We start from the raw sequence: 25,643 nt of genomic DNA, 5'->3' as shown, positions 1-25,643 counted from the left end.
CTCTGTCCACAAATGCTGGAGGGGGATGATTCAGGCTGCGGAGAATAACAGTCTAATAATTAGTGTCAATGGGTTGGCGCTGCCCGGAGGCAGAAATCGGTTTTATTACTCATCGGGTCGCCAAATCGCTCGGCTGTTGAGCACCCTGAGCGTGGTAAATTCTGGCGTAAAATCAATGACGCTCCACGCGCCGTGGTCGATGCGGAAATGCCACATACTGGCAGTCGGCATTCCCAATAGACGCGCCGTTAACAGACTCAGGACACCCTGATGGCTGACGATCAGTAAATTTTGATATGGGTAGTGCGCCAGTTCGCTCGCGAAGTCTGCCACACGCCGGGAAAAGTCGGGAAAACCTTCGCCGTTGGTCGGCACGGCGTGCTGCCAATCAGCGCACCAGGCGGCGTAATTCTCTTTGTCTTCAACCTGCAGGTCACGGTGGTGACGCATTTCCCAGTCACCGAAAAACATTTCGTTGAGCAGCGGGTTTGCGGTAAGCGGAATGTTACGTTCGCCCAGTAGCAGCCGCGCAGTATGCCGTGTGCGTTCAAGTCCGCTACACAGCGCATGATCGAAGGGAACCTGACGCAGCATCTCACCAAGGCGCTGCGCCTGCTGTTGGCCTTTGGCCGTGAGTGGCGTTGGCGCGTGGCCGCTGTACAGGCCAGCCACATTGGCTTCAGTTTCGCCGTGGCGAACTAACCAGAGCTTCATGCCGCTTCCTCTATGCGCCGTGGTGATACAACCCCTGTTGCATGATGTAGTTGAGCACCGCTTCGGGCATCATTTCATCGCAGGGTTCATTATTTTCCAGCCGTTCGCGAATCAGCGTGGCGGAGACGTCGAACCAGGGCGTTTCCGCCAGGTAGATTTTCCCCGCCGGCTGGTTGTGCAGCTCTTCAATATTACTGGTGAGGTGCTTGTCCAGCCAGTACTGATGCTCTTCGTGCTGCATGGTCAGCGGGTAACCCGGGCGACGGGTCACCAGCAGATGGGCGTTGTCGAGGATTGTTTCGTAGCGATGCCAGCTTGGGAAAGTGAGCAGCGAATCCTGGCCGATAATGAAGGCCAGGGGCTGATCCGGTCCCTGTTCCGCTCGCCACTCCTGGAGCGTATCCGCCGTAAAGGAAGGCGTATCGCGGCGCAGCTCGCGCTCGTCGAGCACAAAAAGCGGCTTATCGGCGATAGCCAGCTCAACCATCAGTTTGCGCTGTTCGCTGGTGGCTTCAGGCTGCGGACGATGTGGGGGTACGTTATTGGGCATAATGATGACCCTGGACAGACCAATCTGGTTGGCCAGGATCTCGACCGGCTTCAGGTGACCGTAATGGATGGGATCGAATGTCCCGCCGAAAAGCGCCTGTAGTTTTGCCATATCATCCATCGATAAATACGTCGGCTAGCGCTTTATGACAAAGCAATAGCGACAAACTTTCCAGTTCAGCCCAGATGGACTGACCATAATCCTGTTTTAAAGTGAGCTCGGCACGGCTGAGCAGGGTGACGGCCTGACGCAGCTGTGAACCGCTCAGACGGTTAACCGCCTCACCGACCATCGCCCGACGGTTTTGCCAGACCCGGTGTTTATCAAATAACGAACGCAGCGGCGTGTGTGCGCTCTGACGCTTTAACGTCACCAGCAGCAGCAGTTCGCGCTGTACCGTGCGTAGTAGGATCACCGGCTCGCTGCCTTCAAGACGCAGTTGCTGCAGGATATGCAGCGCGCGTTTACTTTTGCCGGCCAGCAGCGCATCAACCCAGTGGAACGGCGTAAAGTGTGCGGCATCATTGACCGCCTGCTCTACGCGCGGCAGCGTGAGTTTCCCGTCCGGCCACAGCAGCGACAGGCGCTCGAGCGCTTGCGAAAGCGCCAGCAGGTTGCCTTCATAGCAGTAGCACAGCAGTTGACTGGCGGGTTCATCTAACTGGAGGTTGTTCTGTTTGGCACGGTTGGCCAACCAGCGGGGCAGTTGGGCGGGTTCCGGCGTCTGGCAGCTAATCTGCACCGCGCGGTTCGCCAGCGCCTGGATCCAGGCGGCATTCTCCTGCGATTTGGTCAGCTTGTTGCCACGAACGATCAGCAATAGATCGTCATGAAGCAAACTCACCAGCGTGGCTAGCTGTTCATTGATGGCGGCGTTCGGGCCATTTTCCGGTAGCAGCAGGAGCAGGGTTTGACGACTGGCAAACAGACTCATCGCCTGGCATAGAGAGAAGATCTCGTTCCAGTCGGTGCTGGCATCCAGCGTCACGGTGTGGTGCTCAATAAAACCCTCGCTCACGGCGGCATGCCGGATCGCATCCAGGCTTTCCTGAAGGAAAAGAGGGTCATTACCGAGCAGGAGATACGCCGCGCGCAGCCCTTCAGAGAGCTGCGCGCGGAGTTGTTCTGGGTACAACCGAATCATCAGTTACCCAGAGTGGTAGAGACGCGAGAGCCGTTATCGGATGCGGAAGCCGCAGCCTCTTTGCTCTCTTTTACATCAGCGATGTGCACGCTTGGCAGCTTACGGATCAGCTGTTCGGCGGCTTTCTGGTACATTTCCTGAACGATCATGCTCTGTTCGTTGTCTTTTGCCAGCGCCTGCTGAGGGTTGTCAAAGAACGAACGATAGACCTTGGTGGAAATCGGGAAGATATCCTGACCCGGGAGCAGCACCGTAGCGTTGACCGTCATGACCATCTGGTATTCTGCCGTTTGACCGTTCTGGAACACAGACGCCGTGTCCTGGGAGAGGCTAACCGCGCCCAGACGCAGCGACGGTACGTCCTGACGAAGCGTGCTCTGATCAAGCAGCGTAATACCATTGCTTCTTAGTTGATCGCGCACAGCACGACTCAGCGGACCGTTAGGATCGCCGGACTGAAGGATCAATGTTTTCATTTCGTCCGGCACCTGCGTGGTACTACGCAGGTGCCAGCCGCATCCGGCGGTGACCAGCACCGCCAAAGATAACAACAATGTTGTCAGATATCGCACGCTTCCTCCCGCGCTTAGCCTACGACCAGGTTCAGCAGTTTGCCCGGTACGTAGATGACTTTACGTACGGTTACACCCTCAAGGTATTTCGCGACCAGGTGTTCCTGGCCTGCGCGTTCACGCACCTGTTCTTCGGTCGCATCGACCGCAACGGTGATTTTCCCGCGCACTTTACCGTTAACCTGCACAACGACCAGCGTGGTGTTTTCCACCATCGCTTTCTCGTCGGCCACCGGCCACGGCGCATTGTCGATATCGCCTTCGCCACCCAGTTCCTGCCACAGGGTGAAGCACACGTGTGGGGTGAACGGGTTAAGCATACGCACGACGGCCAGCAGCGCTTCCTGAAGCAGTGCGCGGTCCTGTTCGTCTTCCTGCGGCGCTTTCGCCAGTTTGTTCATCAGCTCCATGATCGCCGCAATCGCGGTGTTGAAGGTCTGACGGCGGCCGATATCATCGGTCACTTTAGCAATGGTTTTGTGGACGTCACGACGCAGCGCCTGCTGATCTTCGCTCAGCGCATCAACGTTCAGTGCCGCTACCGGGCCGCGAGCGGTATGCTCGTAAACCAGTTTCCACACACGTTTCAGGAAGCGGTTGGCCCCTTCAACGCCGGATTCCTGCCATTCCAGGGTCATATCCGCTGGAGAAGCAAACATCATGAACAGACGTACGGTATCGGCACCATAGCGCTCAACCATCACCTGCGGATCGATACCGTTATTTTTGGACTTAGACATTTTGCTCATGCCGGTGTACACCAGCTCATGGCCTGCCGCGTCCTTCGCTTTCACGATACGACCTTTTTCGTCGCGCTCAACGATAGCATCAACCGGAGATACCCAGTTACGTTCGCCATTGGCACCAACGTAGTAGAACGCATCGGCCAGCACCATGCCCTGACACAGCAGCTGTTTAGCAGGTTCGTCAGAGTTGACCATGCCCGCGTCGCGCATCAGCTTGTGGAAGAAGCGGAAGTAGAGCAGGTGCATGATGGCGTGTTCGATACCGCCAATGTAAATATCCACCGGCAGCCAGTAGTTTGCGGCTTCTGGATCCAGCATGCCTTCGTTGTACTGCGGGCAGGTGTAGCGCGCGTAGTACCAGGAAGATTCCATAAAGGTATCGAAGGTGTCGGTTTCGCGCAGCGCAGGCATACCGTTGACGGTGGTTTTCGCCCACTCAGGGTCGGCCTTAATTGGGCTGGTGATACCGTCCATGACCACGTCTTCCGGCAGGATTACCGGCAGTTGATCTTCCGGCGTCGGCATCACAGTGCCGTCTTCCAGCGTCACCATCGGGATCGGCGCACCCCAGTAACGCTGACGGGAAACGCCCCAGTCACGCAGACGGTAGTTCACTTTACGCTCGCCAACGCCTTTCGCGGCCAGCTTATCGGCAATGGCGTTGAAGCCCGCTTCAAAGTCCAGACCGTCGAATTCGCCGGAGTTAAACAACACACCTTTCTCGGTCAGCGCCTGCTCGGAGAGATCCGGTTCCGAGCCATCAGCGGCCAGGATAACCGGCTTGATGGTCAGGCCGTATTTGGTGGCGAATTCGTAATCGCGCTGGTCGTGACCCGGAACGGCCATAACCGCGCCGGTGCCGTACTCCATCAGCACGAAGTTAGCCGCCCATACCGGGATTTCTTCGCCAGTCAGCGGATGAACCGCTTTAAAGCCGGTGTCGACGCCTTTTTTCTCCATGGTCGCCATATCGGCTTCGGCCACTTTGGTATTACGGCATTCGTCGATGAAAGCAGCCAGCTCTGGGTTATTCTCGGCCGCTTTCTGCGCCAGCGGGTGACCTGCAGCCACCGCCAGGTAAGTCGCACCCATAAAGGTGTCTGGACGGGTGGTGTAAACGGTCAGCGTATTGTCATAACCGGTCACGTCGAAGGTAATTTCTACGCCTTCAGAGCGGCCGATCCAGTTACGCTGCATCGTTTTCACGGTGTCAGGCCAGTGATCCAGGTTGTCCAGATCGTTCAGCAGTTCGTCAGCGTAGGCGGTGATTTTGATAAACCACTGCGGGATCTCTTTACGCTCAACTTTGGTGTCGCAGCGCCAGCAGCAGCCGTCGATAACCTGTTCGTTCGCCAGTACGGTCTGGTCGTTAGGGCACCAGTTGACCGCAGAAGTTTTCTTGTACACCAGGCCTTTTTTATACAGCTCGGTGAAGAACTTCTGTTCCCAGCGGTAGTATTCCGGCGTACAGGTCGCCAGCTCGCGACTCCAGTCATAGCCGAAGCCCAGCATTTTGAGCTGGTTCTTCATGTACGCGATGTTGTCGTAAGTCCACGGAGCAGGCGCGGTATTGTTTTTTACCGCCGCACCTTCAGCAGGCAGGCCGAACGCATCCCAGCCGATTGGCTGCAGTACGTTTTTGCCCAGCATGCGCTGGTAGCGAGCAATAACGTCGCCGATGGTGTAGTTACGGACGTGGCCCATGTGTAGTCGACCAGAAGGATAGGGAAGCATCGACAGGCAGTAATACTTCTCTTTGCTCTCGTCTTCGGTAACTTCAAATGTGCGCTTCTCATCCCAGTGAAGCTGGACTTTCGATTCTATCTCTTCCGGGCGGTATTGCTCTTGCATGGCAGCCAGTGATCCTGTTTTCAATACAGCTACAAATGTAGCCAATAGATGTGGTATTTCAGATCCGCATAGCATAGCCCAAACGTGCACGTCAAAACAGCCTTTCGCACGTTAAGGCGGTGAAAAGCCGCGCGGGTAATTTCTGAACTCTGTGGCGAAGCTGGCAAAGCGATCCACAAATAACGGCTATTATTATAAGAGGTTAACTGGCTGGGAGAGGAAATGATGAACAAGGTTGCTCAAATTTACCGTGAACTGGTCGCCACGCTGACCGAACGTTTGCGTAACGGCGAACGCGATATCGACGCGCTGGTGGCTCAGGCACGGGCGAAAGTCGCGCAAACCAGCGAGTTAACGCGCAGCGAAATTGACGAGCTGCTGCGCGCCGTGCGTCGCGATCTCGAAGAGTTTGCGATGAGCTACGGCGAAAGCCAGGAAGACGACTCCGATAGCGTCTTCCTGCGGGTGATTAAAGAGAGTATCTGGCAGGAATTGGCGGATATTACCGATAAGACACAGCTGGAATGGCGCGAGGTATTCCAGGATTTGAATCACCACGGCGTGTATCACAGCGGCGAAGTGGTGGGATTGGGAAATCTGGTTTGCGAGAAGTGTCATTATCACCTCGCCGTTTACACACCGGATGTGCTGCCGAGATGCCCGAAGTGCGGCCACGATCAGTTCCAGCGCAGGCCGTTCGAGCCGTAATCAAGCATGCCGGATGGCGACTCTATGCGTCTTATCCGGCCGACAAGAATAGGCCATCGTCAGCCGGATAAGCGTGAGCGCCATCCGGCATTTTTGTTGCGTCAGGCGTAGAACGCCAAACGCTCCGCCAGCAGATCAACGAACGCCCCACGGTCTACATCCACCATCACCGTCGCATTCGGCTTATTCCCCGTCAGGAAATAATAATCCACTACCGTCATCCCCTGGGTGTATTTCCCCTGTGTTTCTACGCCGACCCACCGCTCAACGGTGGTGAAAATCTCGGGCTTGAGCAGCCAGGCGATAGTGCACGGGTCGTGCAGCGGTGCGCCGACAAATCCCCATTTTTCGTCTTTGTGGTACTCCATAAAGAAGTCCAGCAGCTCGGCGACGATGGTGGAAATGGGGTTGCCAATGGCGCGAAAGCGTTCGATGTCGGCGGCGTGAATCTGCGCTTTATGGGTGACGTCCAGCCCGGCCATCACCACCGGAATGCCTGACTGGAAGACGATTTCCGCCGCTTCCGGGTCGACGAAAATGTTGAACTCGGCAGCGGGCGTCCAGTTGCCGAGCGTCATGGCGCCGCCCATGATCACGATGCGGGCGATTTTTGTATGCAGTTCCGGATGGCTATTTAGCAGCAGCGCCACGTTGGTCTGTGGGCCAGTGGAGACGATGGTGACTGGCTGTGCGCTCTCGCGCAGGGTTTTGGCCATCAGCTCGACGGCGGTACAGTCCTGCGGAACGAACGACGGCTCCGGCAGCGCAGGGCCGTCGAGGCCGCTCTCGCCGTGAACGTTATCGGCGATAATCAGCTCACGCATCAGCGGTTTCACCGCGCCGCCAGCCACCGGGATATCCGGGCGCTTCAGCAGCGTCAGCATACGCAGGACGTTGCGCAGAGTCTTGTCCGGCGTCTGGTTACCCGCGGAAGAGGTGATAGCTTTGACCTCAAGCTCAGGGGAAGCCAGAGCGAGGACGATTGCAATCGCGTCATCATGACCCGGATCGCAATCAAGAATAATCGGCAGTGCCATAGCAGTTCCTTGTTCGCGTTATTTTGTGACAAGGGTAAGGCTTGCTAGTGGAATGAACGAGAGGGGATGCGTTAAAGCGTGATGCAGCGCGCACTCTGCCGAGTGCGCGCCGGGAAGATTAGTGCAGGATTTTGGCGAGGAAGTCTTTGGCACGCTCCGACTTAGGATTGGCGAAGAACGCTTCTTTTTCAGCATCTTCGACGATTTTGCCTTCGTCCATAAAGATAACCCGGTTCGCCACTTTACGGGCAAAGCCCATTTCGTGGGTCACCACCATCATGGTCATCCCTTCGTTCGCCAGCTCGACCATCACGTCCAGTACCTCGTTAATCATTTCCGGATCGAGCGCCGACGTTGGTTCGTCAAACAGCATCGCCACCGGATCCATGCACAGCGCACGAGCGATCGCCACGCGCTGCTGCTGGCCGCCGGAGAGCTGTGCCGGGAACTTGTTGGCATGCGCAGACAGGCCAACGCGCTCCAGCAGCTTCAGACCTTTATCGCGGGCTGCGGCTTTATCGCGCTTGAGCACTTTGACCTGCGCCAGCGTCAGGTTCTCGATAATCGACAGGTGCGGGAACAGTTCGAAATGTTGGAACACCATGCCGACGTGCGAACGCAGCTGTGCCAAATCCGTTTTCTTGTCGTTCACCTTCGTGCCGTTGACCAGGATTTCACCCTGTTGCACCGGTTCCAGGCCGTTAACGGTCTTAATCAGGGTGGATTTGCCCGAGCCGGACGGCCCGCACACCACCACAACTTCGCCTTTTTTCACTTCCGTGGAGCAGTCGGTCAGCACCTGAAAGTGACCATACCATTTAGAGACATTTTTCAGGGTAATCATTATACGGTCCTTTTCTTCAAGTAGCTGACCAGCAGCGAAGCGCTAAGGCTAATCACAAAATAGACAAAACCGGCGAACAGAATCATTTCGACCTGGGTACCATCACGCTCACCAATGGTTGAGGCGGTACGGAAGAAGTCTGCGAGGCTCAGAACGTACACCAGCGAGGTATCCTGGAACAGGACGATCCCCTGGGTCAGCAGCAGCGGCACCATGGCGCGGAAGGCCTGCGGCAGAATGATGAGCTTCATCGACTGCCAGTGGGTCATCCCCAACGCCAGCGCGGCGCTGGACTGGCCGCGGGAAATACTCTGGATACCGGCACGGATAATCTCAGAGTAATAGGCGGCTTCAAACATGGAGAAGGCCACCATCGCTGAGATCAGGCGAATATCGCTTTTCGGCGACAGCCCTAACACGTTTTGCAGGAACCCGGGCACAATCAGATAGAACCACAGCAGCACCATCACCAGCGGGACGGAGCGGAAAACGTTAACGTAAGCCTTGGCGAACCAGGCAATCGGTTTGAACGCGGACAGGCGCATCACCGCCAGCAGCGTGCCCCAGACAATCCCCACCACCACTGCGGTGACGGTAATTTTGAGGGTGATAACCAGACCTGCCAGCAGGTAAGGCATCGATGGAATAATTGAACTCCAGTCAAACTCGTACATTATTTACCCCCCAGGTTGCCCGGCAGGCGGATTTTGCGTTCCACCAGCGCCATCACCAGCATAATCACGGCGTTAATGAAAACGTAAGCGAGGGTAATTGCCGTAAAGGATTCCCAGGCGTGCGCGGAGTAATCGAGCAGCTTGCCCGCTTGCGCTGCCATATCGACCAGACCAATGGTTGACGCGATGGCCGAGTTTTTCACCAGGTTCATCATTTCGGAGGTCATCGGCGGTACGATCACGCGATAGGCGTTCGGTAACAGCACGTAACGGTAGGTTTGCGGCAGGGTCAGGCCCATCGCCAGGCCGGCGTTTTTCTGCCCGCGCGGCAGCGACTGAATAGCGGCTCGCACTTGTTCGCAGACGCGCGCGGCGGTGAACAGACCCAGACAGATCATCGACGAGAGGAAGAACTGGATGTTGGGATCGAGTTCGGATTTAAACCACATGCCGAGATTTTCCGGCAGCAATTCCGGCACCACGAGATACCAGGTAAAGAACTGCACGATCAGCGGCACGTTACGGAACAGTTCGACGTAGCAGGTACCGATAGCCGATAAGAATCGGTTCGGTACGGTACGCAGAATCCCGAACAGTGAGCCGACGAAGAACGCGATAATCCATGCGGTAATGGACAGCGCGACGGTGACCTGGAAACCACTCCATAGCCAGCCGAGATAGGTGGTGTTGCCAAATGGGGCCTGTTGTAAAAAGATTCCCCAGTTCCAGTCTATTGACATAATGAACTCCAGAAAAAAAAGGGTAGCAGTTCGACCTGCTACCCTCGAAGATTGTTGAACAGCGTTTTGCGGTATTCAGGCCAGGTGGGGAACGACCACCTGACATATAGTCTGTCCGTGCTGAACCACAATCGAGAGGGCAGATTCTTCCGCCCCGTATTTTTTATTAGTTAAGTGCTTTGTCGTTAGGCGTTTTGAACAGCGCTTTCATCTCGTCTGAGAGTTCAAAGTTCATGTTCAGGTTTTTCGGTGGAATCGGGTTTTTAAACCATTTTTCAAACCATTTGGTGGCTTCGCCGGAGGTTTGCGCCTGAGCGATGGTATCGTCCATCAGCTTTTTAAACTCAGGGTCGTCTTTACGCAGCATACAGCCGTAGGCTTCCTGGGACTGCGGCTTGCCGACAATTTCCCAGTTATCCGGCTTCTTGGCTTTTGCACGTTCGCCAGCCAGCAGCGCGTCATCCATCATAAAGGCCACTGCGCGGCCGCTTTCCAGGGTACGGAAAGAGTCGCCGTGATCTTTGGCGCTGATGATGCGCATATTCATTTTCTGTTCGTCATTCAGCTTGTGCAGCAGAATCTCGGAGGTGGTACCGGAGGTGACGACAACGGCTTTGTCTTTCAGATCCGGGAAGTCTTTAATCGGGCCGCCTTTTTTCACCAGCAAGCGGGTGCCGACGACGAAGATGGTGTCAGAGAAAGCGGCCTGTTTCTGGCGCTCAAGGTTGTTGGTGGTAGAGCCACACTCAAAGTCGAAGGTACCGTTTTGCAGCAGCGGAATACGGTTCTGCGAGGTGATCGGAATCAATTTCACCTGCAGGTCCGGTTTGTTGAGCTTTTTCTTCACGGCATCAACGATGGCGTTGGAGTAGTCCTGAGAGTAACCGACCACTTTCTGCTGGTTGTCGTAATAGGAGAATGGTACGGATGATTCGCGGTGACCGACGACAATCACGCCGTTTTTAGCGATTTTGGCGAGCGTTCCGCCTGCGGCGGGTGCCGCATCTTCCGCATGCGCCAGGCCGGCAGACATCCCCAGAACCAGCATTGCTGTGGCAAGCTTACGTAATTGCATATCCAACTCCTTCATCCTCTGCGACGTTGCCGCATTGAACCCATTGTGAATGTTGTGTTGTTATCACTGCGTCTTTAGCGTGCAGCGTTATCTGTGTTTGTTAGCATTTAGTTTGGCTTAATGTAAAGATTTTGCTGCTTTATTGTTTATTTTTGCGAAGCGTGCCGCACCGCTTTGAGGCAAAAATCGCAGTTTGCACAATAATGGTGCTACCGATGCTGTGTTGTGGTGCAACTTAGTTGCGCCGGTAGGGAATGTGCAGCCTCTTGATTATATTAAGCAATTGGCGTGCCAGAATAAGGTTTTGGTGGTGGGGAGAGGTTGTAGGCCTGACAAGCGTAGCGCTATCAGGCTCGGTGCGATACAACTGCCGGATGGCGGCGTACCGCCTTATCCGGCCTACATTCGATAGTACGATGTTTTATTTGCGGCGTTGACGCAGGCTCATCACTAGCGCGCCAAAGCCGAACAGTACGGTAATCACCCACACCGTCCAGTCACCGGTTCGCGCGTACGGCGTCAGGCCGGTGGTCGGCGTGACTTTGGTGGTCAGCACCTGGCGGGTAAACTGCGGGATCATCGCCTGAATTTCACCGCGCGGGCCAATGACGGCGGTAATGCCGTTGTTGGTGCTGCGCAGCAGCGGGCGCGCCAGCTCGAGCGCACGCATCCGCGCCATCTGGAAGTGCTGCCACGGGCCGATGGACTTACCAAACCACGCATCGTTAGAGATGGTTAGCAGGAAGTTAGTGTCCGGGCGGAAGTTGTCGCGCACCTGCTGGCCGAGAATAATTTCGTAGCAGATCGCGGCGGTGAGCTTCAGATTATGCGCCTGCAACTGCGGCTGAATATACGGCCCACGGCTGAAGGATGACATTGGCAGGTCGAAGAACGGCGCCAGCGGACGCAGAATAGACTCCAGCGGCACAAACTCGCCAAACGGCACCAGATGGTTCTTGTTATAGCGGTTGCTGGATTCGTAGCTGTATGGGCTGTCTTTGCCCAGCGTGATAATGGTGTTGTAGGTGTCGTAACGGTTCTGCTTGTTGAGGCGCGAATCGACGATGCCCGTAATCAGCGTACTGTCTTTGGCGCGCAGGAGATCGTCCATCATGCTGAGGAAGCGCTGCTGGTTGATTTCCAGATCCGGAATCGCCGACTCCGGCCAGATAATCAGTTGCGATTTGCCCATCACCTGCTCGGTAGCGTCGAGGTAGACTTTTAGCGTATTCAGCAGCTGGTTTTCGTCCCACTTCAACGCCTGCGGAATGTCCCCCTGGACCAGCGAAACCTGAGTGGTTTTGTCGGTTTGCAGGGTGTACCACTGGATATAGCGCAGCGGGAAGGGCAGGGCAAAGAGCACCACGCCGATGACCAGCGGACGCCAGTTACGGGTGACCAGCGCCAGCACCAGCAGGCCGCTTACCATCATCAGCAGGAAGTTAATCGCCTCCACGCCCATCAGCGGCGCGAGCCCTTTCAGCGGCCCGTCAATCTGGCTGTAGCCAAACTGCAGCCACGGGAAGCCGGTCAGCACCCAGCCGCGCAGGAATTCGGTCAACTGCCAGACGACCGGCGCGGCAATCGCTACGCGCAGCCAGTTCGTTTTCGGCCACAGCCGCGACAAAACACCGGCAAACAGGCCGGTATACAGCGACAGGTAAGCCGCCAGCAGCACCACGAGGAAGACGTTGACCGCGCCAGGCATACCGCCAAACTGCGCAATACTGACATAAACCCAGTTGATACCGGAGCCAAACAGGCCAAAGCCCCAGAAATAACCAATGGCCGCCGCCTGCACCGGGCGACGGTTGAGTGTCAGCCCCTGCAGACCCATCAGCGAGATAATCGCCGCAGGCCAGATGTCATAAGGAGAAAAAGCCAGCGTACCGCTGGCTCCGAAAAGTAGCGCCAGCAGCAGGCGAATGCGCTGGCGTTCAAGCAATGAGGCAAATGCCATGGAGATTATTCGTCCAGTTTCGGTTGGGGGGAATCGTCCGGAATCTTAACATGAACCTGAATAATACGACGGCTGTCAGCCATCGCCACCTTAAACTGGTAACCATCAATGTCGATGGTTTCCCCACGCGCCGGCAGATGACCAAAGGCCTGCATCACCAGCCCGCCGATGGTATCGACCTCTTCATCGCTGAAGTGGGTGCTGAAGGCGTCGTTGAAGTCTTCGATAGAGGCCAGCGCGCGCACCGTCCAGGTGTGGCGGCTGAGCTGACGGAAGTCGATATCGTCCTCTTCGTCATACTCGTCTTCGATTTCGCCGACGATAAGCTCCAGAATATCTTCGATAGTCACCAGGCCCGAAACGCCGCCAAACTCATCGATAACGATGGCCATATGGTAGCGCTGGGAGCGGAATTCCTTGAGCATACGGTCAACCCGTTTGCTTTCCGGTACGACAACCGCGGTGCGTAACACTTTATCCATGCTGAAAGCTTCGGCATCGCTGCGCATAAACGGCAGCAGATCCTTGGCCATCAGAATCCCTTCAATGTGATCTTTGTCCTCGCTGATAACCGGGAAACGCGAGTGGGCGGACTCGATGATCACATCAAGACATTCGTCCAGGGTCTGGTTGCGTTTCAGGGTAATCATTTGGGAGCGCGGGATCATGATGTCGCGGACGCGCTGGTCGGCGATATCCATTACCCCTTCGAGCATGTCGCGCGTATCTTCATCGATAAGCTCGTTTTGCCCGGAATCACGGATCAGCGCCAGAAGATCGTCACGGTTTTTCGGTTCACCGTGGAAAAGCTGGCTGAGTAAGAGGGAGAAGAATCCCTTTTTGCTGTTTACTGTGTCACTACTGTGTGAATTGTCGTCGCTCATGGCGTCGTTTGGGTTCTCATGTTGATTAAACTGTCGCTCGTCGCGCGTAAATTCAGCGCCGGACGGCATGGAAAAACATTGGGCCGCAGCCCAACGCTTTATTCTTTCTCGGAAATGTACGGATCCTCATAGCCCAGAGCAAGCATTATCTCTGTCTCGAGGCTTTCCATCTCTTCCGCTTCCTCATCTTCGATGTGGTCATAGCCCAGCAGATGCAGGCTGCCGTGGACAACCATGTGCGCCCAGTGGGCTTCCAACGGTTTGCCTTGCTCAGCGGCTTCCTGCTCCACCACCTGACGGCAGATGATCAGATCGCCCAACAGCGGCATCTCCATACCCGGTGGCGCTTCAAACGGGAAGGAGAGCACGTTGGTCGGTTTATCCTTACCGCGATAGGTGAGGTTCAGTTCATGGCTCTCAGCTTCATCCACCAGGCGAATCGTCACTTCTGATTCCTCCTGGAACTGCGGGATAACGGCATCCAGCCAGCCCTGGAACTGACTTTCTTCTGGCAGACCGGTGTTATTTTCACAGGCCAACTGGAGATCGAGGATCACCTGACTCATTTCTGCTCCTGCGCCTGAGCTTCGCGTTTGCGTTCTGCGGCCAGCTCGGCTTTACGTTTTTGATCGGCTTCTTCCCACGCCTCATAGGCGTTGACGATGCGGGCAACCACCGGGTGGCGCACCACGTCTTCGCTGTGGAAGAAGTTAAAGCTGATTTCATCAACTTCGGCCAGCACTTCGATAGCATGGCGCAGGCCGGATTTGGTGCTGCGCGGCAGGTCAATCTGGGTGACGTCGCCGGTGATAACCGCTTTAGAGTTAAAGCCGATACGCGTCAGGAACATCTTCATCTGTTCGATGGTGGTGTTCTGGCTTTCATCAAGAATGATAAACGCATCGTTCAGCGTACGGCCGCGCATGTAGGCCAGCGGCGCGACTTCGATGACGTTACGCTCCATCAGCTTCTCAACTTTCTCGAAGCCGAGCATCTCGAACAGCGCGTCGTACAGCGGGCGCAGATACGGGTCAACCTTTTGGCTTAAATCACCAGGCAGGAAGCCAAGTTTTTCGCCCGCTTCAACCGCCGGACGGGTCAGCAGAATACGGCGAATTTCCTGACGCTCCAGCGCGTCGACCGCAGCCGCCACCGCCAGGTAGGTTTTACCGGTACCTGCCGGGCCGATACCGAAGGTGATATCGTGATCGAGAATGTGGGCGATGTACTGCGCCTGGTTAGGCGTACGCGGTTTGATCACCCCACGCTTGGTTTTGATATTGATGGCTTTGCCGTAGTCCGGCACGCTCTCGGCGCTCTGTTCCAGCACGCGCGCTTCTTTAATCGCCAGGTGGATCTGCTCTGGCTCAATGTCCTGAATCTGGCCGCGCATCGGGGCGGTGTCGACATACAGGTTACGTAGAATATCAGCAGCGGCGGTCACGCAGATGGCGCGTCCCGTCAGTTTGAAATGGTTATCGCGGCGGTTGATTTCGATGCCCAGTCGTCGCTCCAGCTGTTTGATATTGTCATCAAACGGGCCACACAGGCTCAGCAGACGGGCATTGTCTGCAGGCTCCAGGGTAATTTCGCGAGTGTCTATGTTCAAACTGTTCCTCTTATGTCTGTATAGCCGTAGGACACGCGTCTTTGGCTCGTAAAGGAATTATTCACGCCGCAGTCAAAAGGCGCAAGCATTGCGATAAATATGGGGGTGGCAGGAGGAAATACAAGGCCCGCCAGAGTTGACGGGCCATGAAGATTAAGGCTGGTAGATTCCTACGCCCAGGTCGCTCTCTCTGCGGGTACGCGCAATGACTGACTCCGGCGTTTCAACCACACGCAGGCCCATCTCATCTTCGGTGCGCACCAGCTTGCCGCGCAGGGAGTTGGTGTAGACGTCGATAATTTCCACGTCAACAAACTTACCGACCATGTCCGGCGTGCCTTCAAAGTTGACCACGCGGTTGTTCTCAGTGCGCCCGGTCAGCTCCATAATGCTTTTACGCGAGGTACCTTCCACCAGGATACGCTGGACGGTGCCAAGCATACGGCGGCTCCAGGCCATCGCTTGCTGGTTGATACGCTCCTGCAGAATGTACAGGCGCTGCTTTTTCTCTTCTTCCGGTACATCGTCGACCATATCGGCTGCCGGCGTGCCTGGACGCGCGGAGAAGACAAAGCTAAAGCTCACGTCAAAGTTCACATCGGCAATCAGCTTCATGGTCTGCTCGAAGTCCTGGGTCGTTTCTCCCGGGAAACCGACGATAAAGTCGGAGCTTATCTGAATATCCGGACGCGCGGCGCGCAGCTTACGGATAATCGATTTGTACTCCAGCGCGGTGTGCGGGCGGCCCATCAGGTTCAGCACGCGGTCCGAACCGCTCTGAATCGGCAGGTGCAGGAAGCTCACCAGCTCCGGCGTATCGCGATAGACTTCGATGATGTCGTCGGTGAACTCGATCGGGTGGCTGGTGGTGAAGCGCACGCGGTCGATCCCGTCAATGGCGGCCACCAGGCGCAGCAGTTCCGCGAAGGAGCCGGTGGTGCCATCGTAGTTCTCACCGCGCCAGGCGTTAACGTTCTGTCCCAGCAGGTTGACTTCACGCACGCCCTGAGCGGCCAGTTGGGCAATCTCAAATAAGATGTCGTCGCATGGGCGGCTGACTTCTTCACCACGGGTATACGGCACCACGCAGTAAGTGCAGTACTTGTTACAGCCTTCCATGATGGAAACGAATGCGGTCGGGCCTTCGGCGCGCGGTTCAGGCAGACGGTCAAACTTCTCGATTTCCGGGAAGCTGACGTCAATCACCGGGCGACGATTGTTGCGTACGGCGTCAATCATTTCTGGCAGACGGTGCAGCGTTTGCGGCCCGAAAATAATATCTACGTAGTGGGCGCGTTGGCGAATGAGTTTGCCTTCCTGAGACGCAACGCAGCCGCCGACACCAATAATGACCTTTGGATTTTTGGCTTTGATTAATTTCCAGCGGCCTAACTGGTGAAAGACTTTCTCCTGCGCTTTCTCTCGAATTGAGCAGGTGTTCAGCAGCAAGACATCGGCTTCTGCTGCATTTTCAGTCAGTTGATACCCATGAGTGGCATCCAGCAGATCGGCCATCTTTGATGAATCGTATTCGTTCATCTGACAGCCCCAGGTTTTAATATGGAGTTTTTTTGTCATCGCCTTGCTCTTGCTCAATTATGAATAGCCAACATTGCCGGGCGCGTATTGTAATGCTTTGACGCGGTTGTGACCAGCCTGGCGGATATTCGCCGTAAAGGGCAAAAGTCCGGTAAACTTAAGGGATTCGGCTTTAAGGATAATAAATGATGACAATTCGACATACTGACGTCGCCGTTATCGGCGGTGGGATGGTCGGCGGCGCGTTAGCGTTAGGTCTGGCGCAGAATGGTTTTTCGGTTGTGGTGCTGGATAAAGCGCCGCCTCCGGCATTTGATCCTACGGCTCAGCCGGACGTGCGCATTTCCGCCATCAGCGCCGCGTCTGTGCAGCTGTTACGCAGCCTGGGTGTCTGGGACGCCGTACTGGCAATGCGCGCGCATCCGTGGCGGCGTCTTGAGACCTGGGAGTGGCAGACCGCGCATGTGGTATTCGACGCCGCCGAGCTGAAGCTGCCAAACCTCGGCTATATGGTCGAGAACAATGTTCTACAGCTGGCGCTGTGGCAGGCGCTGGAGGCGCATCCGCAGGTCACGCTGCTGCACGGCAGTGCGTTAAACGAAATACACGGCCAGCATTTGCATCTGGCGGATGACACTGAGATTGTTGCTCGTCTGGTGGTCGGTGCCGACGGGGCGCAGTCGCAGGTGCGGCAACTGGCGGGTATTGGCGTGCACGGCTGGCAGTATCCACAATCCTGTATGCTGATCACCGTGAAGTCCGAAAACGAACCGGGTGACAGTACCTGGCAGCAGTTTACACCGACCGGGCCGCGTGCTTATTTACCGCTTTACGATAACTGGGCTTCGCTGGTGTGGTACGACACCCCGGCGCGCATTCGCCAGCTACAGGCGCTGTCGATGACGCAGCTTCAGCGAGAAATCAGCGCGCATTTTCCGGCGCGTTTAGGAAATGTTACGCCGGTGGCGGCAGGGGCATTCCCCCTGACGCGCCGCCATGCGTTGCAGTATGTGCAGCCGGGGCTGGTGCTGGTAGGCGACGCCGCGCATACCATTCATCCGCTGGCGGGGCAGGGTGTGAATCTGGGCTACCGCGACGTTGATGCGCTGCTGGACGTGCTGGCGAACGCACGCAGCGTCGGCGAAGACTGGGCCAGTCTGCCGGTGCTCGAACGCTATCAGTCGCGCCGTCGGGTGGACAATCTGCTGATGCAAAGCGGCATGGATCTGTTCTACGCCGGTTTCAGCAACGATCTCGGCCCGCTGCGGGTTTTGCGTAATGTGGGGTTAATGGCGGCACAGCGGGCGGGCGTATTGAAACGTCAGGCGCTGAAGTACGCGCTGGGATTGTAGTTGTAGTTCGGATAAGGCAGCGCTGCCATCCGGCACGCTGCCTGATGGCGCTTTGCTTATCAGGCCTACGGCATTCTGGCAGGGACAAAAACAAAAAAAGCTCGCCGAAGCGAGCTTTAAAATTTGGCTGGGGTACGAGGATTCGAACCTCGGAATGCCGGAATCAGAATCCGGTGCCTTACCGCTTGGCGATACCCCAACGGGTGCATTCACTGATGTGAACGACTTTTAAAATTGGCTGGGGTACGAGGATTCGAACCTCGGAATGCCGGAATCAGAATCCGGTGCCTTACCGCTTGGCGATACCCCAACAAATTGTTTTTGGATAACCGGGTAAACCCGGCACTCCGGAATATGGTGGCTACGACGGGATTCGAACCTGTGACCCCATCATTATGAGTGATGTGCTCTAACCAACTGAGCTACGTAGCCAGATTGTTTTCTTCGATGGCTGGGGTACCTGGATTCGAACCAGGGAATGCCGGTATCAAAAACCGGTGCCTTACCGCTTGGCGATACCCCAATACCGTCGCGGTTAACCGCAAATATCGAAGAAAAATGGCTGGGGTACCTGGATTCGAACCAGGGAATGCCGGTATCAAAAACCGGTGCCTTACCGCTTGGCGATACCCCATCCGTGCAACGCTTACTGGTGAATGGTGCGGGAGGCGAGACTTGAACTCGCACACCTTGCGGCGCCAGAACCTAAATCTGGTGCGTCTACCAATTTCGCCACTCCCGCAAAAAAAGATGGTGGCTACGACGGGATTCGAACCTGTGACCCCATCATTATGAGTGATGTGCTCTAACCAACTGAGCTACGTAGCCATCTTTTTTTTCGCGTTACCTTATCGGCGTTGCGGGGCGCATTATGCGTATTGAGCCCTGGACCGTCAACACCTTTTTCAATGAAATTCACCGGAATGTGACTGTTTGGTTAGGTTGCGAACAGCCTGGCGCATTATTCGGCAATTATTGGCTATTTACCGTTATCCCAAACGTAAAATAGACCCTTCACAGTGCGTTGGCTAGTGGGTTCTGGCACCGGTTTAAGAAATGATTGTTATCACTGCAAACGTGGGTTTGCCGACAGCGGAAAGAAGCAGGGCCCCGATGTCGCCATCGGGGCCCTGCTATTAAAACATCGTGCTTACTTATAAGCAGACTGATGCACGCCTACCGCACGGCCAGACGGATCGTCCATGGTTTTGAATGCTTCATCCCACTCAATGGCTTTCGCAGAGGAACATGCTACGGACGGGCCACCCGGTACGCATTCCGCAGCGCTCGGCACCGGGAACAGCTCTTCAAAGATTTCACGGTACAGGTAGCCTTCTTTTGAGCTCGGCGTGTTGTACGGGAAACGGAAGTGTGCGGTTTCCAGCTGCTGGTCGGTCACCTGTTTTGCCGCTACTTCTTTCAGCGTATCAATCCAGCTGTAGCCAACGCCGTCAGAGAACTGCTCTTTCTGGCGCCACGCCACGCTTGCCGGCAGATAGGATTCGAAACACTCGCGAAGCACGTGTTTTTCCATTTTACCGTTGCCACACATTTTATCCTGCGGGTTGATGCGCATTGCCACATCGAGGAATTTTTTATCCAGGAACGGCACGCGTGCTTCCACGCCCCAGGCGGACATCGCTTTGTTGGCACGGGCGCAGTCATACATATGCAGCGCCTGCAGTTTACGTACGGTCTCTTCGTGCAGTTCTTTGGCGTTCGGCGCTTTATGGAAGTACAGGTAGCCGCCAAACACTTCATCAGAACCTTCGCCAGACAGCACCATTTTGATGCCCATCGCTTTGATTTTACGTGACATCAGGTACATCGGCGTGGAGGCGCGGATGGTGGTCACATCATAGGTTTCGATGTGGTAGATAACATCACGAATGGCATCCAGACCTTCCTGCACGGTGAAGTGAATTTCATGGTGCACGGTGCCGAGGTGGTTAGCCACTTCCTGCGCGGCTTTCAGGTCAGGTGAACCTTCCAGACCGACGGCGAAAGAGTGCAACTGCGGCCACCAGGCTTCAGAGCGTTCCTGATCTTCGACGCGACGGGCGGCGAATTTTTTGGTGATAGCCGAGATAACCGAAGAGTCCAGACCGCCGGACAGCAGCACGCCGTAAGGAACGTCGGACATCAGGTGGCTTTTCACGGATTCTTCCAGCGCCTGACGAAGCTCATTTTTGTCGGTGACGTTGTCTTTTACCGCGTCGTAATCGAACCAGTCGCGCTGATAGTACTGACGAATTTCGCCGTCTTTGCTCCACAGGTAGCTGCCTGCCGGGAACTCCTGAATGGTGCGACAAACCGGAGTCAGCGCCTTCATTTCTGAGGCGACATAAAAGTTGCCGAATTCATCATGGCCCATATACAGCGGGATAATACCGATATGGTCGCGGCCAATCAGATACGCGTCTTTCTCGCTGTCATACAGTGCGAAGGCGAACATGCCCTGCAGATCGTCAAGGAACTCGGGGCCTTTTTCCTGGTACAGCGCGAGGATCACTTCACAGTCTGAGCCGGTCTGGAACTGATAGCGATCGGCATATTCAGCACGCAGGGCCTGATGGTTGTAGATTTCACCGTTGACCGCCAGAGCGTGCGTTTTCTTTTCGTTATACAGCGGCTGTGCGCCGGCGTTCACGTCAACAATCGACAAACGTTCATGCGCAAGAATAGCTTTATCGCATGCGTAAATACCGGACCAGTCCGGGCCACGGTGGCGCATCAGGCGGGAGAGCTCAAGCGCTTTTTTACGCAGCTCGCCCGCGTCAGTTTTAATATCCAGTACACCAAAAATAGAACACATAGACTTCTCCGTTAACCCTGTTGTGCTGTGTTGTTGTGTGGCGTTGCGCTATCGCGTTGCCTTTGCATGACTAAAAAAATGCCGTAAAGGGCGCACGGGTGCAAGGCTTTTTCAGCCTCTGGAAGAAATAATGCAATAGGGCTTAATGAATACTAAAAAATACGTACGTAGAATCTTCTGTTATTGATGAATCTTCATTTTTATGCGGGTTTTTTTATCGATTCCGTTTTCTGGCGGGCGTGTGATGTGGCATTTGTGCACCTCACCCGACAGCGCCAGGCTGCCGGGTGATGAGAACGTCAGAAATGATAGTACACGCCTATACGTACCCGGTTTTCGTCATCGCCGTCGCTGGCTTTATCCAGATAAGCGACATCAATATAAGGCGTAAAGTGGTCGTCAATTTTGTAGCTTAACGCTAACGTATGCTCGTAGTTCTCGGTCGAACCATTGCCGTAGCGATAATCTTCATCACGTTTATGATAGGTAAAGTTGTACTCCATCCAGATTCGGTCGGTGACATTGAGGTCGGCCCAGATGTTAACTTCCTGGTTGGAATCTTCGGTGTAATCGCCGTTATAGTCGAAGCTCTGATAATTGTTCTGGTTATAGCGGTAGCCTGCAATGAGCATGAAGTTATCAGTCACCTGCACGCCAAGTTTGACGTAGGGATCAAAGGCGCTGCCGTTAGAACCCCAGTTAAAAACGAAACCGGGCCAGAAGAACAGGCGTGAAGCAAGTGGGATCTTATAGTTGGATTCAATTTCATTATAGCGGTTATTAAATTCATCAAAGTGCTTACCTTGCCCGGAAGTATTCTGAATGCTGAAATAGAGGTCGTCATCCAATTTCATTCCGTATTCTATTTTTGTCTGGAATTGTTCGCTCCCGGACATATAAGCTTCACGAAAGTTAACCCAGGAATCTGTAATTTTCATTGCTGATGCAGAGGTACTCATAAGAGCAAGGCTAATAGCAGTCGATAGTAAGGTGATATTTTTCATTCTTTTCATCCATTATGAATTTAAATTATATTTCCGATACGACTGAATTCGGATGAGAGTAGGTTATTTTTCGGGCCACAATTTTTCATGCGGCAGGCCGGTCAGGGTGTGCAGTACCGCCTTCGTTTCAGGAGCCGTATCGCTTAACGAACCGCCATTTTTCAAACGTGCAATTTCATTTTTGACTATCTGATGATTCTCTTTCGACAGCTTGAAGCGGAACGCAATAATGGTGCTGAGCAGTAACAAAATGACGTTGCCAAAAAAGAACAGGGCAGTAATCCCGTGAATAGTGGTGATGGATTGAGTGCTGCTGGTCGCGTCGAAATGGACGGCTTGCAGTACGATGCCAATTAACATTCCAGCCAGCGCTGAGGTGCTTTTTCTGGCAAGCGTCATCACGCCAGCAAAAACACCTTCGCGGCGTTGGCGTGTGACCAATTCATCGACATCAGGAATAAAAGGATAAATATTCCAGATAATATAGACGTAGCCACCCTTGAAGAACTGATAGATAAGCGAAGTGACGTACATGATGGGAAGCATCAATAAAGGCTTCCAGAAGTAGAACCCGGAAAAGACAAAAAAGCACAGCATGCTGACGGTCAGACAGATTCTCAGGCTCCAGGTCTGGCCATAACGGATCACCATCCACGCCATCAGCGCGTTACTCCAGCCGGTAAGGAAAATACCCACCGCCAACAGGTTTGAGGCCATCACCGAAGTGCTGTTCAGCGAGTAAATAATAAAATAGATAAATACCGTGTAGAACAGATCGAGTGAGGTAAACGATAGCACGTACATGGTCAGGTGCTGGCGGAAGCAGCGCACGCGTAGCGTAGAAGCCATATCCGTAAAAATATGTTTTATGCTGAAGCTGCGTGCTTTAGGGGCATCTGCCGTGCTTTCCTGTTTACGCTCCCAGGTGGTGGACCAGGTGACCAGCAGAGCCACCATAAAAATAACGGAGAAAATGACGGCGTTAATGAAGAAAACTTTGCTGTCCGACGTACCGAAATGTGCAAACAGACGTCCCGGTAAGAAGGTCGCGAGCCAGGTACTGAAACCGCCATAAAACAGACGAACGGCGGACAGAATACTGCGCTGCTTGTAGTCGTCGGTCATTTCGGAAGCGAGGGTTTCCCAGGGAATGATGACCAGCGCACCGATGATCTCTATGGAAAGGTAGACCACCAGATAGTAAAGATAGGGCATGCCGGGGATCCACAGCAGTGAATAGACATACACCAGCACTGCGCCCAGCAGCAGGAAGATGCGTCGGCGACCAAAACGACGGCCTAACCGGGTATTCCCGATATTATCGGTAAGATAGCCAACGCAGGGGCTAACGAAGGTATCGATAATTTTGGCGATAAATAGAATCGATCCTGCCTGAATGGGCGTCAGACCCGAAAAGTTGGTAAAAAAATACATTAACCACGCCGCAATAATGGAAAATGCGCCGCTGGAAAAGAGGTCCGTCATGCCGTAACCAATATAGGTTCGCAGTTTAATCGGTACAGGGGTGCTCATAGGGTATCTCCAGAAATACGCCATAAAGTTAGATGAATTTATTTAGCGGTGGCATAAATGCCACCGGCTAATGGTTTTTATTTATCAGGGATAAATCTTTCTGTTTCGTGAGTCATGAATACCTGATTTACGATAAAAATAGGTGTTGACCTGGTCACGCCAGGCTTCAGCGTTATTCAGTTGTCTATTTAAACGCTCTTGTACTTCGTGAAATAGATCTTCTGGAATGTTTTTATCAGCGGCAAGCTCAGCCCATTTTTGAATATAATCCTCAACCTGAGCCACGCCATTAAAGTGGCTGTCGTAAATGTGCTGGATAACGGTCTTACCTGAAGGCAGGACGTGGCGATATTTCAGATGATGGAAGAATAAAATCAGCTCCTGCGGGCAACGATTCGGATTGTTATACATCTGGCAGTTGAGCGGATGATATTGTTTTACGTATCCTGTACCGCTGTTTTGGGTGCGGTCGACGCCAAGACCGTAGCGGTTAGCGTAGTGGTAAGTACCCCAGCTATCGTATTCGTAGCCATCAACCGCGGGACCGTAGTGGTGATGGGGCTGTACCATCCAGCCTACACCCAGTGGTGCGGTATAGCTTTCGTAAACTAACCAGCTGCTGAGCAGCATCTGGCTAACGGTGTCGACGGTTTTGGGGGAGTCAGACAGCGTGAGCTTGCACCACTCCTGTGCCAGCAGGCGTTCATCGATCTCAGGATCCCATACTAAACGGCCATAACCGTAGAGATTGGCCTGCGCAAGCGGATGACCCGTCCAGAAGGGATGATCGCCAGTGTTGACCACCGCCGTGACGCCGCTGTGGCGCATAGAGTGCTGACGACAACGGCCTGCGAGGATATCGGCAATCGAGGCGTCGTGCCTTCCCGGTTGGGTATCAAAGCCGAGAATGGTTTTCCACTGGGGAACTAACCAGCAGAGATCGATTTGCTGGCCGGTATACTCCTGGGTGATTTGCAATTCCATGACTTTGTTGGTGTGGGGCATCGCGCCCAGCAGGGGTGATACCGGTTCACGAACCTGGAAGTCCATCGGACCGCTTTTGATCTGCAAAATAACGTTGTCATCGAACTGCCCATCCTGTGGCGCAAAGTGGTCCCAGGCGGCACGGGCGCGATCGGTGCTACGGTCATACCATTTTTGCTGGCAGTTGTAGACGAAGCAGCGCCAGTACAGCAGACCCCCGTAAGGAGCTAACGAGCGCGCTAGCATATTGGCGCCGTCAGCATGGGTACGCTCATAGGTGAAGGGGCCAGGGCGATGCTCCGAGTCCGCTTTCACTACGTAGCCGCCAAAATCAGGAATATATTGATAAATCTCTTCGGCGCGTTGCTGCCACCACGTCACAACCTGCGGATCAAAGGGGTCTGCCGTGGCGAGTTCGCCGGTTTCAATAGGCGCGGCAAAGTTAACGCTCAGGAAAAGCTGGATAGCGTAGCGGCGGAAAATAGCCGCGATACGGGCAACGTCAGGCAGCAGGTGTTGACGAATCAGGTTGGTTTCATGATGGTGGACGTTAACATTGTTTATCGTCAGGGCGTTGATGCCGACGCTGGCCAGCAGACGTGCGTATTGGCACAGGCGAGTTTCATCGTAACTTATTTTATTATCAGCGAAAAAGAGTGAACGGCCTGCATATCCGCGCTCGATCGAGCCATCCATATTATCCCAGTGGTTAATCATGCGGATTGCAAAAGCCGGGCGTTCTTTTGTTATTTCCTTCACACCCGTTGGATTAGCGATATTACGCAGCAAATGGAACCAGCCATACAGTAACCCGGCATAATCTCCGGCAGTAATGGTTATCGCGTAATCATCGCGTGTAATCAGATATTCGCCATGACATGGCTGAGAGTCTGTGAAGGGCTCGAGTTTAAAAATTAGCGAGGCTTCATGAGGAGCGGCGGCTATTACCGTGTCTGCAGTGAGTTGTTTAATCTCCAGCAGCAATGTCTGGTTGTTCTCGTCCTCCTGATGGGGGAGATGAACCGCTTGTAAATACGGTTTAAGCCATGTTCCTTCCACGCTGGAGGGCAACCAACAATATGAAAAGTGACGGGGCTGGGCTATTTCCTGACGCGGTCTCATTATTTATCCTCTCGATCACCATACAAGTATGAGTGCGAGGGTAAATAATGAAATTAAAGAAATCTATTATAAAAATAGCTTGTGGGATTACGATAATTATTTTTCACATGATGGATCACATTTTTTATCAGGGTGGGAATAGGATGGGAGGATTTATGTTATATAACGGAAAGGGTAGTATTGCTG

The 25,643-nt window shown here is 54.3% G+C and carries 21 protein-coding genes and 7 tRNA genes; 2 read left to right on the top strand and 26 right to left on the bottom strand.

Annotation, left to right across the window (positions count from 1 at the left end; genetic code table 11):
* Window positions 1-105: 105 nt before the first annotated feature.
* The 5 genes from NNN71_RS07305 to leuS are packed head-to-tail and all read right to left on the bottom strand — an operon-like array spanning window position 106 to window position 5,577.
* A complete protein-coding gene (locus NNN71_RS07305) occupies window positions 106-714 on the bottom strand; it encodes an adenosylcobalamin/alpha-ribazole phosphatase (protein WP_167576408.1) in 609 nt (202 codons plus the stop codon).
* Window positions 715-724: 10 nt separating this feature from the next.
* The gene (gene nadD / locus NNN71_RS07300) at window positions 725-1,384 is read right to left on the bottom strand and encodes a nicotinate-nucleotide adenylyltransferase (RefSeq protein ID WP_191091008.1); all 660 of its coding nucleotides are present in this window, start codon (window positions 1,382-1,384) and stop codon (window positions 725-727) included.
* A complete protein-coding gene (gene holA, locus NNN71_RS07295; protein WP_271458196.1) occupies window positions 1,377-2,408 on the bottom strand; it encodes a DNA polymerase III subunit delta in 1,032 nt (343 codons plus the stop codon). The genes nadD and holA overlap by 8 nt, the downstream gene beginning before the upstream one ends.
* A complete protein-coding gene (gene lptE / locus NNN71_RS07290) occupies window positions 2,408-2,980 on the bottom strand; it encodes an LPS assembly lipoprotein LptE (protein WP_163446144.1) in 573 nt (190 codons plus the stop codon). Before lptE ends, holA begins: the two co-directional genes overlap by 1 nt.
* A 14-nt stretch (window positions 2,981-2,994) precedes the next feature.
* The gene (gene leuS, locus NNN71_RS07285) at window positions 2,995-5,577 is read right to left on the bottom strand and encodes a leucine--tRNA ligase (protein ID WP_167576406.1); all 2,583 of its coding nucleotides are present in this window, start codon (window positions 5,575-5,577) and stop codon (window positions 2,995-2,997) included.
* A 225-nt stretch (window positions 5,578-5,802) separates the two neighbouring features.
* Between leuS and NNN71_RS07280 the strand changes: the two genes are divergently transcribed.
* The gene (locus tag NNN71_RS07280; protein WP_163446142.1) at window positions 5,803-6,285 is read left to right on the top strand and encodes a zinc ribbon-containing protein; all 483 of its coding nucleotides are present in this window, start codon (window positions 5,803-5,805) and stop codon (window positions 6,283-6,285) included.
* Window positions 6,286-6,386: 101 nt separating this feature from the next.
* On the opposite strand, the gene rihA is transcribed toward NNN71_RS07280, so the two are convergent.
* The 10 genes from rihA to miaB form a co-directional block, all read right to left on the bottom strand.
* Entirely contained in the window at window positions 6,387-7,322 is a 936-nt protein-coding gene (rihA, locus tag NNN71_RS07275; protein WP_271458195.1) for a pyrimidine-specific ribonucleoside hydrolase RihA, read from the bottom strand.
* Between the two features lie 118 nt (window positions 7,323-7,440).
* Window positions 7,441-8,166, bottom strand: a complete 726-nt coding sequence (locus tag NNN71_RS07270; protein WP_163446140.1) for an amino acid ABC transporter ATP-binding protein — start codon at window positions 8,164-8,166, stop codon at window positions 7,441-7,443.
* Complete coding sequence (gene gltK / locus NNN71_RS07265; RefSeq protein WP_065355520.1) at window positions 8,166-8,840, bottom strand: glutamate/aspartate ABC transporter permease GltK; 675 nt, start codon at window positions 8,838-8,840, stop codon at window positions 8,166-8,168. Before gltK ends, NNN71_RS07270 begins: the two co-directional genes overlap by 1 nt.
* Window positions 8,840-9,580, bottom strand: coding sequence for an amino acid ABC transporter permease (locus NNN71_RS07260; protein ID WP_163446139.1), 741 nt, complete (start codon window positions 9,578-9,580; stop codon window positions 8,840-8,842). Before NNN71_RS07260 ends, gltK begins: the two co-directional genes overlap by 1 nt.
* Window positions 9,581-9,746: 166 nt before the next feature.
* Entirely contained in the window at window positions 9,747-10,655 is a 909-nt protein-coding gene (locus NNN71_RS07255; protein ID WP_064548262.1) for an amino acid ABC transporter substrate-binding protein, read from the bottom strand.
* A gap of 421 nt (window positions 10,656-11,076) precedes the next feature.
* Complete coding sequence (gene lnt, locus NNN71_RS07250) at window positions 11,077-12,615, bottom strand: apolipoprotein N-acyltransferase (RefSeq protein WP_271458194.1); 1,539 nt, start codon at window positions 12,613-12,615, stop codon at window positions 11,077-11,079.
* A 5-nt stretch (window positions 12,616-12,620) separates the two neighbouring features.
* Window positions 12,621-13,499 carry a CNNM family magnesium/cobalt transport protein CorC gene (corC, locus tag NNN71_RS07245; RefSeq protein ID WP_064548409.1) on the bottom strand — a complete coding sequence of 293 codons (879 nt, stop codon included), beginning with the start codon at window positions 13,497-13,499 and terminating at the stop codon, window positions 12,621-12,623.
* A gap of 98 nt (window positions 13,500-13,597) precedes the next feature.
* Window positions 13,598-14,065 (bottom strand): rRNA maturation RNase YbeY, encoded by a 468-nt coding sequence (ybeY, locus tag NNN71_RS07240; protein WP_163446137.1) that lies wholly within the window; start codon window positions 14,063-14,065, stop codon window positions 13,598-13,600.
* Window positions 14,062-15,108, bottom strand: coding sequence for a PhoH family protein (locus tag NNN71_RS07235; RefSeq protein ID WP_064548269.1), 1,047 nt, complete (start codon window positions 15,106-15,108; stop codon window positions 14,062-14,064). Before NNN71_RS07235 ends, ybeY begins: the two co-directional genes overlap by 4 nt.
* A 153-nt stretch (window positions 15,109-15,261) precedes the next feature.
* Window positions 15,262-16,686, bottom strand: coding sequence for a tRNA (N6-isopentenyl adenosine(37)-C2)-methylthiotransferase MiaB (miaB, locus tag NNN71_RS07230; protein WP_065355523.1), 1,425 nt, complete (start codon window positions 16,684-16,686; stop codon window positions 15,262-15,264).
* Between the two features lie 149 nt (window positions 16,687-16,835).
* On the opposite strand from miaB, the gene ubiF reads away from it, so the two are divergent.
* The gene (gene ubiF, locus NNN71_RS07225) at window positions 16,836-17,999 is read left to right on the top strand and encodes a 3-demethoxyubiquinol 3-hydroxylase (protein ID WP_271458203.1); all 1,164 of its coding nucleotides are present in this window, start codon (window positions 16,836-16,838) and stop codon (window positions 17,997-17,999) included.
* A 124-nt stretch (window positions 18,000-18,123) separates the two neighbouring features.
* Here the strand turns inward: ubiF and NNN71_RS07220 are convergent.
* The 11 genes from NNN71_RS07220 to NNN71_RS07170 all read right to left on the bottom strand — a co-directional run bounded on the left by NNN71_RS07220 (window position 18,124) and on the right by NNN71_RS07170 (window position 25,457).
* Window positions 18,124-18,198, bottom strand: a tRNA-Gln gene (locus tag NNN71_RS07220).
* A gap of 36 nt (window positions 18,199-18,234) precedes the next feature.
* Window positions 18,235-18,309, bottom strand: a tRNA-Gln gene (locus NNN71_RS07215).
* 45 nt (window positions 18,310-18,354) lie between these two features.
* A tRNA-Met gene (locus NNN71_RS07210) sits at window positions 18,355-18,431 on the bottom strand.
* A gap of 16 nt (window positions 18,432-18,447) precedes the next feature.
* Window positions 18,448-18,522 (bottom strand) — tRNA-Gln (locus tag NNN71_RS07205).
* A 36-nt stretch (window positions 18,523-18,558) separates the two neighbouring features.
* Window positions 18,559-18,633 (bottom strand) — tRNA-Gln (locus NNN71_RS07200).
* 23 nt (window positions 18,634-18,656) lie between these two features.
* A tRNA-Leu gene (locus NNN71_RS07195) sits at window positions 18,657-18,741 on the bottom strand.
* 9 nt (window positions 18,742-18,750) lie between these two features.
* A tRNA-Met gene (locus NNN71_RS07190) sits at window positions 18,751-18,827 on the bottom strand.
* A gap of 322 nt (window positions 18,828-19,149) precedes the next feature.
* Window positions 19,150-20,814: an asparagine synthase B gene (gene asnB, locus NNN71_RS07185; RefSeq protein ID WP_064548273.1), complete on the bottom strand. Its 1,665-nt coding sequence runs from the start codon at window positions 20,812-20,814 to the stop codon at window positions 19,150-19,152.
* A gap of 299 nt (window positions 20,815-21,113) precedes the next feature.
* On the bottom strand, window positions 21,114-21,752 hold the full coding sequence (locus NNN71_RS07180; RefSeq protein ID WP_167576402.1) for an oligogalacturonate-specific porin KdgM family protein: 639 nt from the start codon (window positions 21,750-21,752) through the stop codon (window positions 21,114-21,116).
* Window positions 21,753-21,881: 129 nt separating this feature from the next.
* On the bottom strand, window positions 21,882-23,351 hold the full coding sequence (locus NNN71_RS07175; RefSeq protein ID WP_167576401.1) for an MFS transporter: 1,470 nt from the start codon (window positions 23,349-23,351) through the stop codon (window positions 21,882-21,884).
* An 84-nt stretch (window positions 23,352-23,435) separates the two neighbouring features.
* Window positions 23,436-25,457, bottom strand: coding sequence for an alpha-glucuronidase (locus NNN71_RS07170; RefSeq protein WP_271458193.1), 2,022 nt, complete (start codon window positions 25,455-25,457; stop codon window positions 23,436-23,438).
* Window positions 25,458-25,643: the final 186 nt, after the last annotated feature.

It is taken from the genome of Kluyvera sp. Awk 3, assembly GCF_028069715.1.
Taxonomy (GTDB): Bacteria; Pseudomonadota; Gammaproteobacteria; order Enterobacterales; family Enterobacteriaceae; genus Kluyvera; species Kluyvera georgiana_A.
Note: the sequence above shows the minus strand (reverse complement) of the source record. Positions and strands in the feature narration are given on the sequence as shown.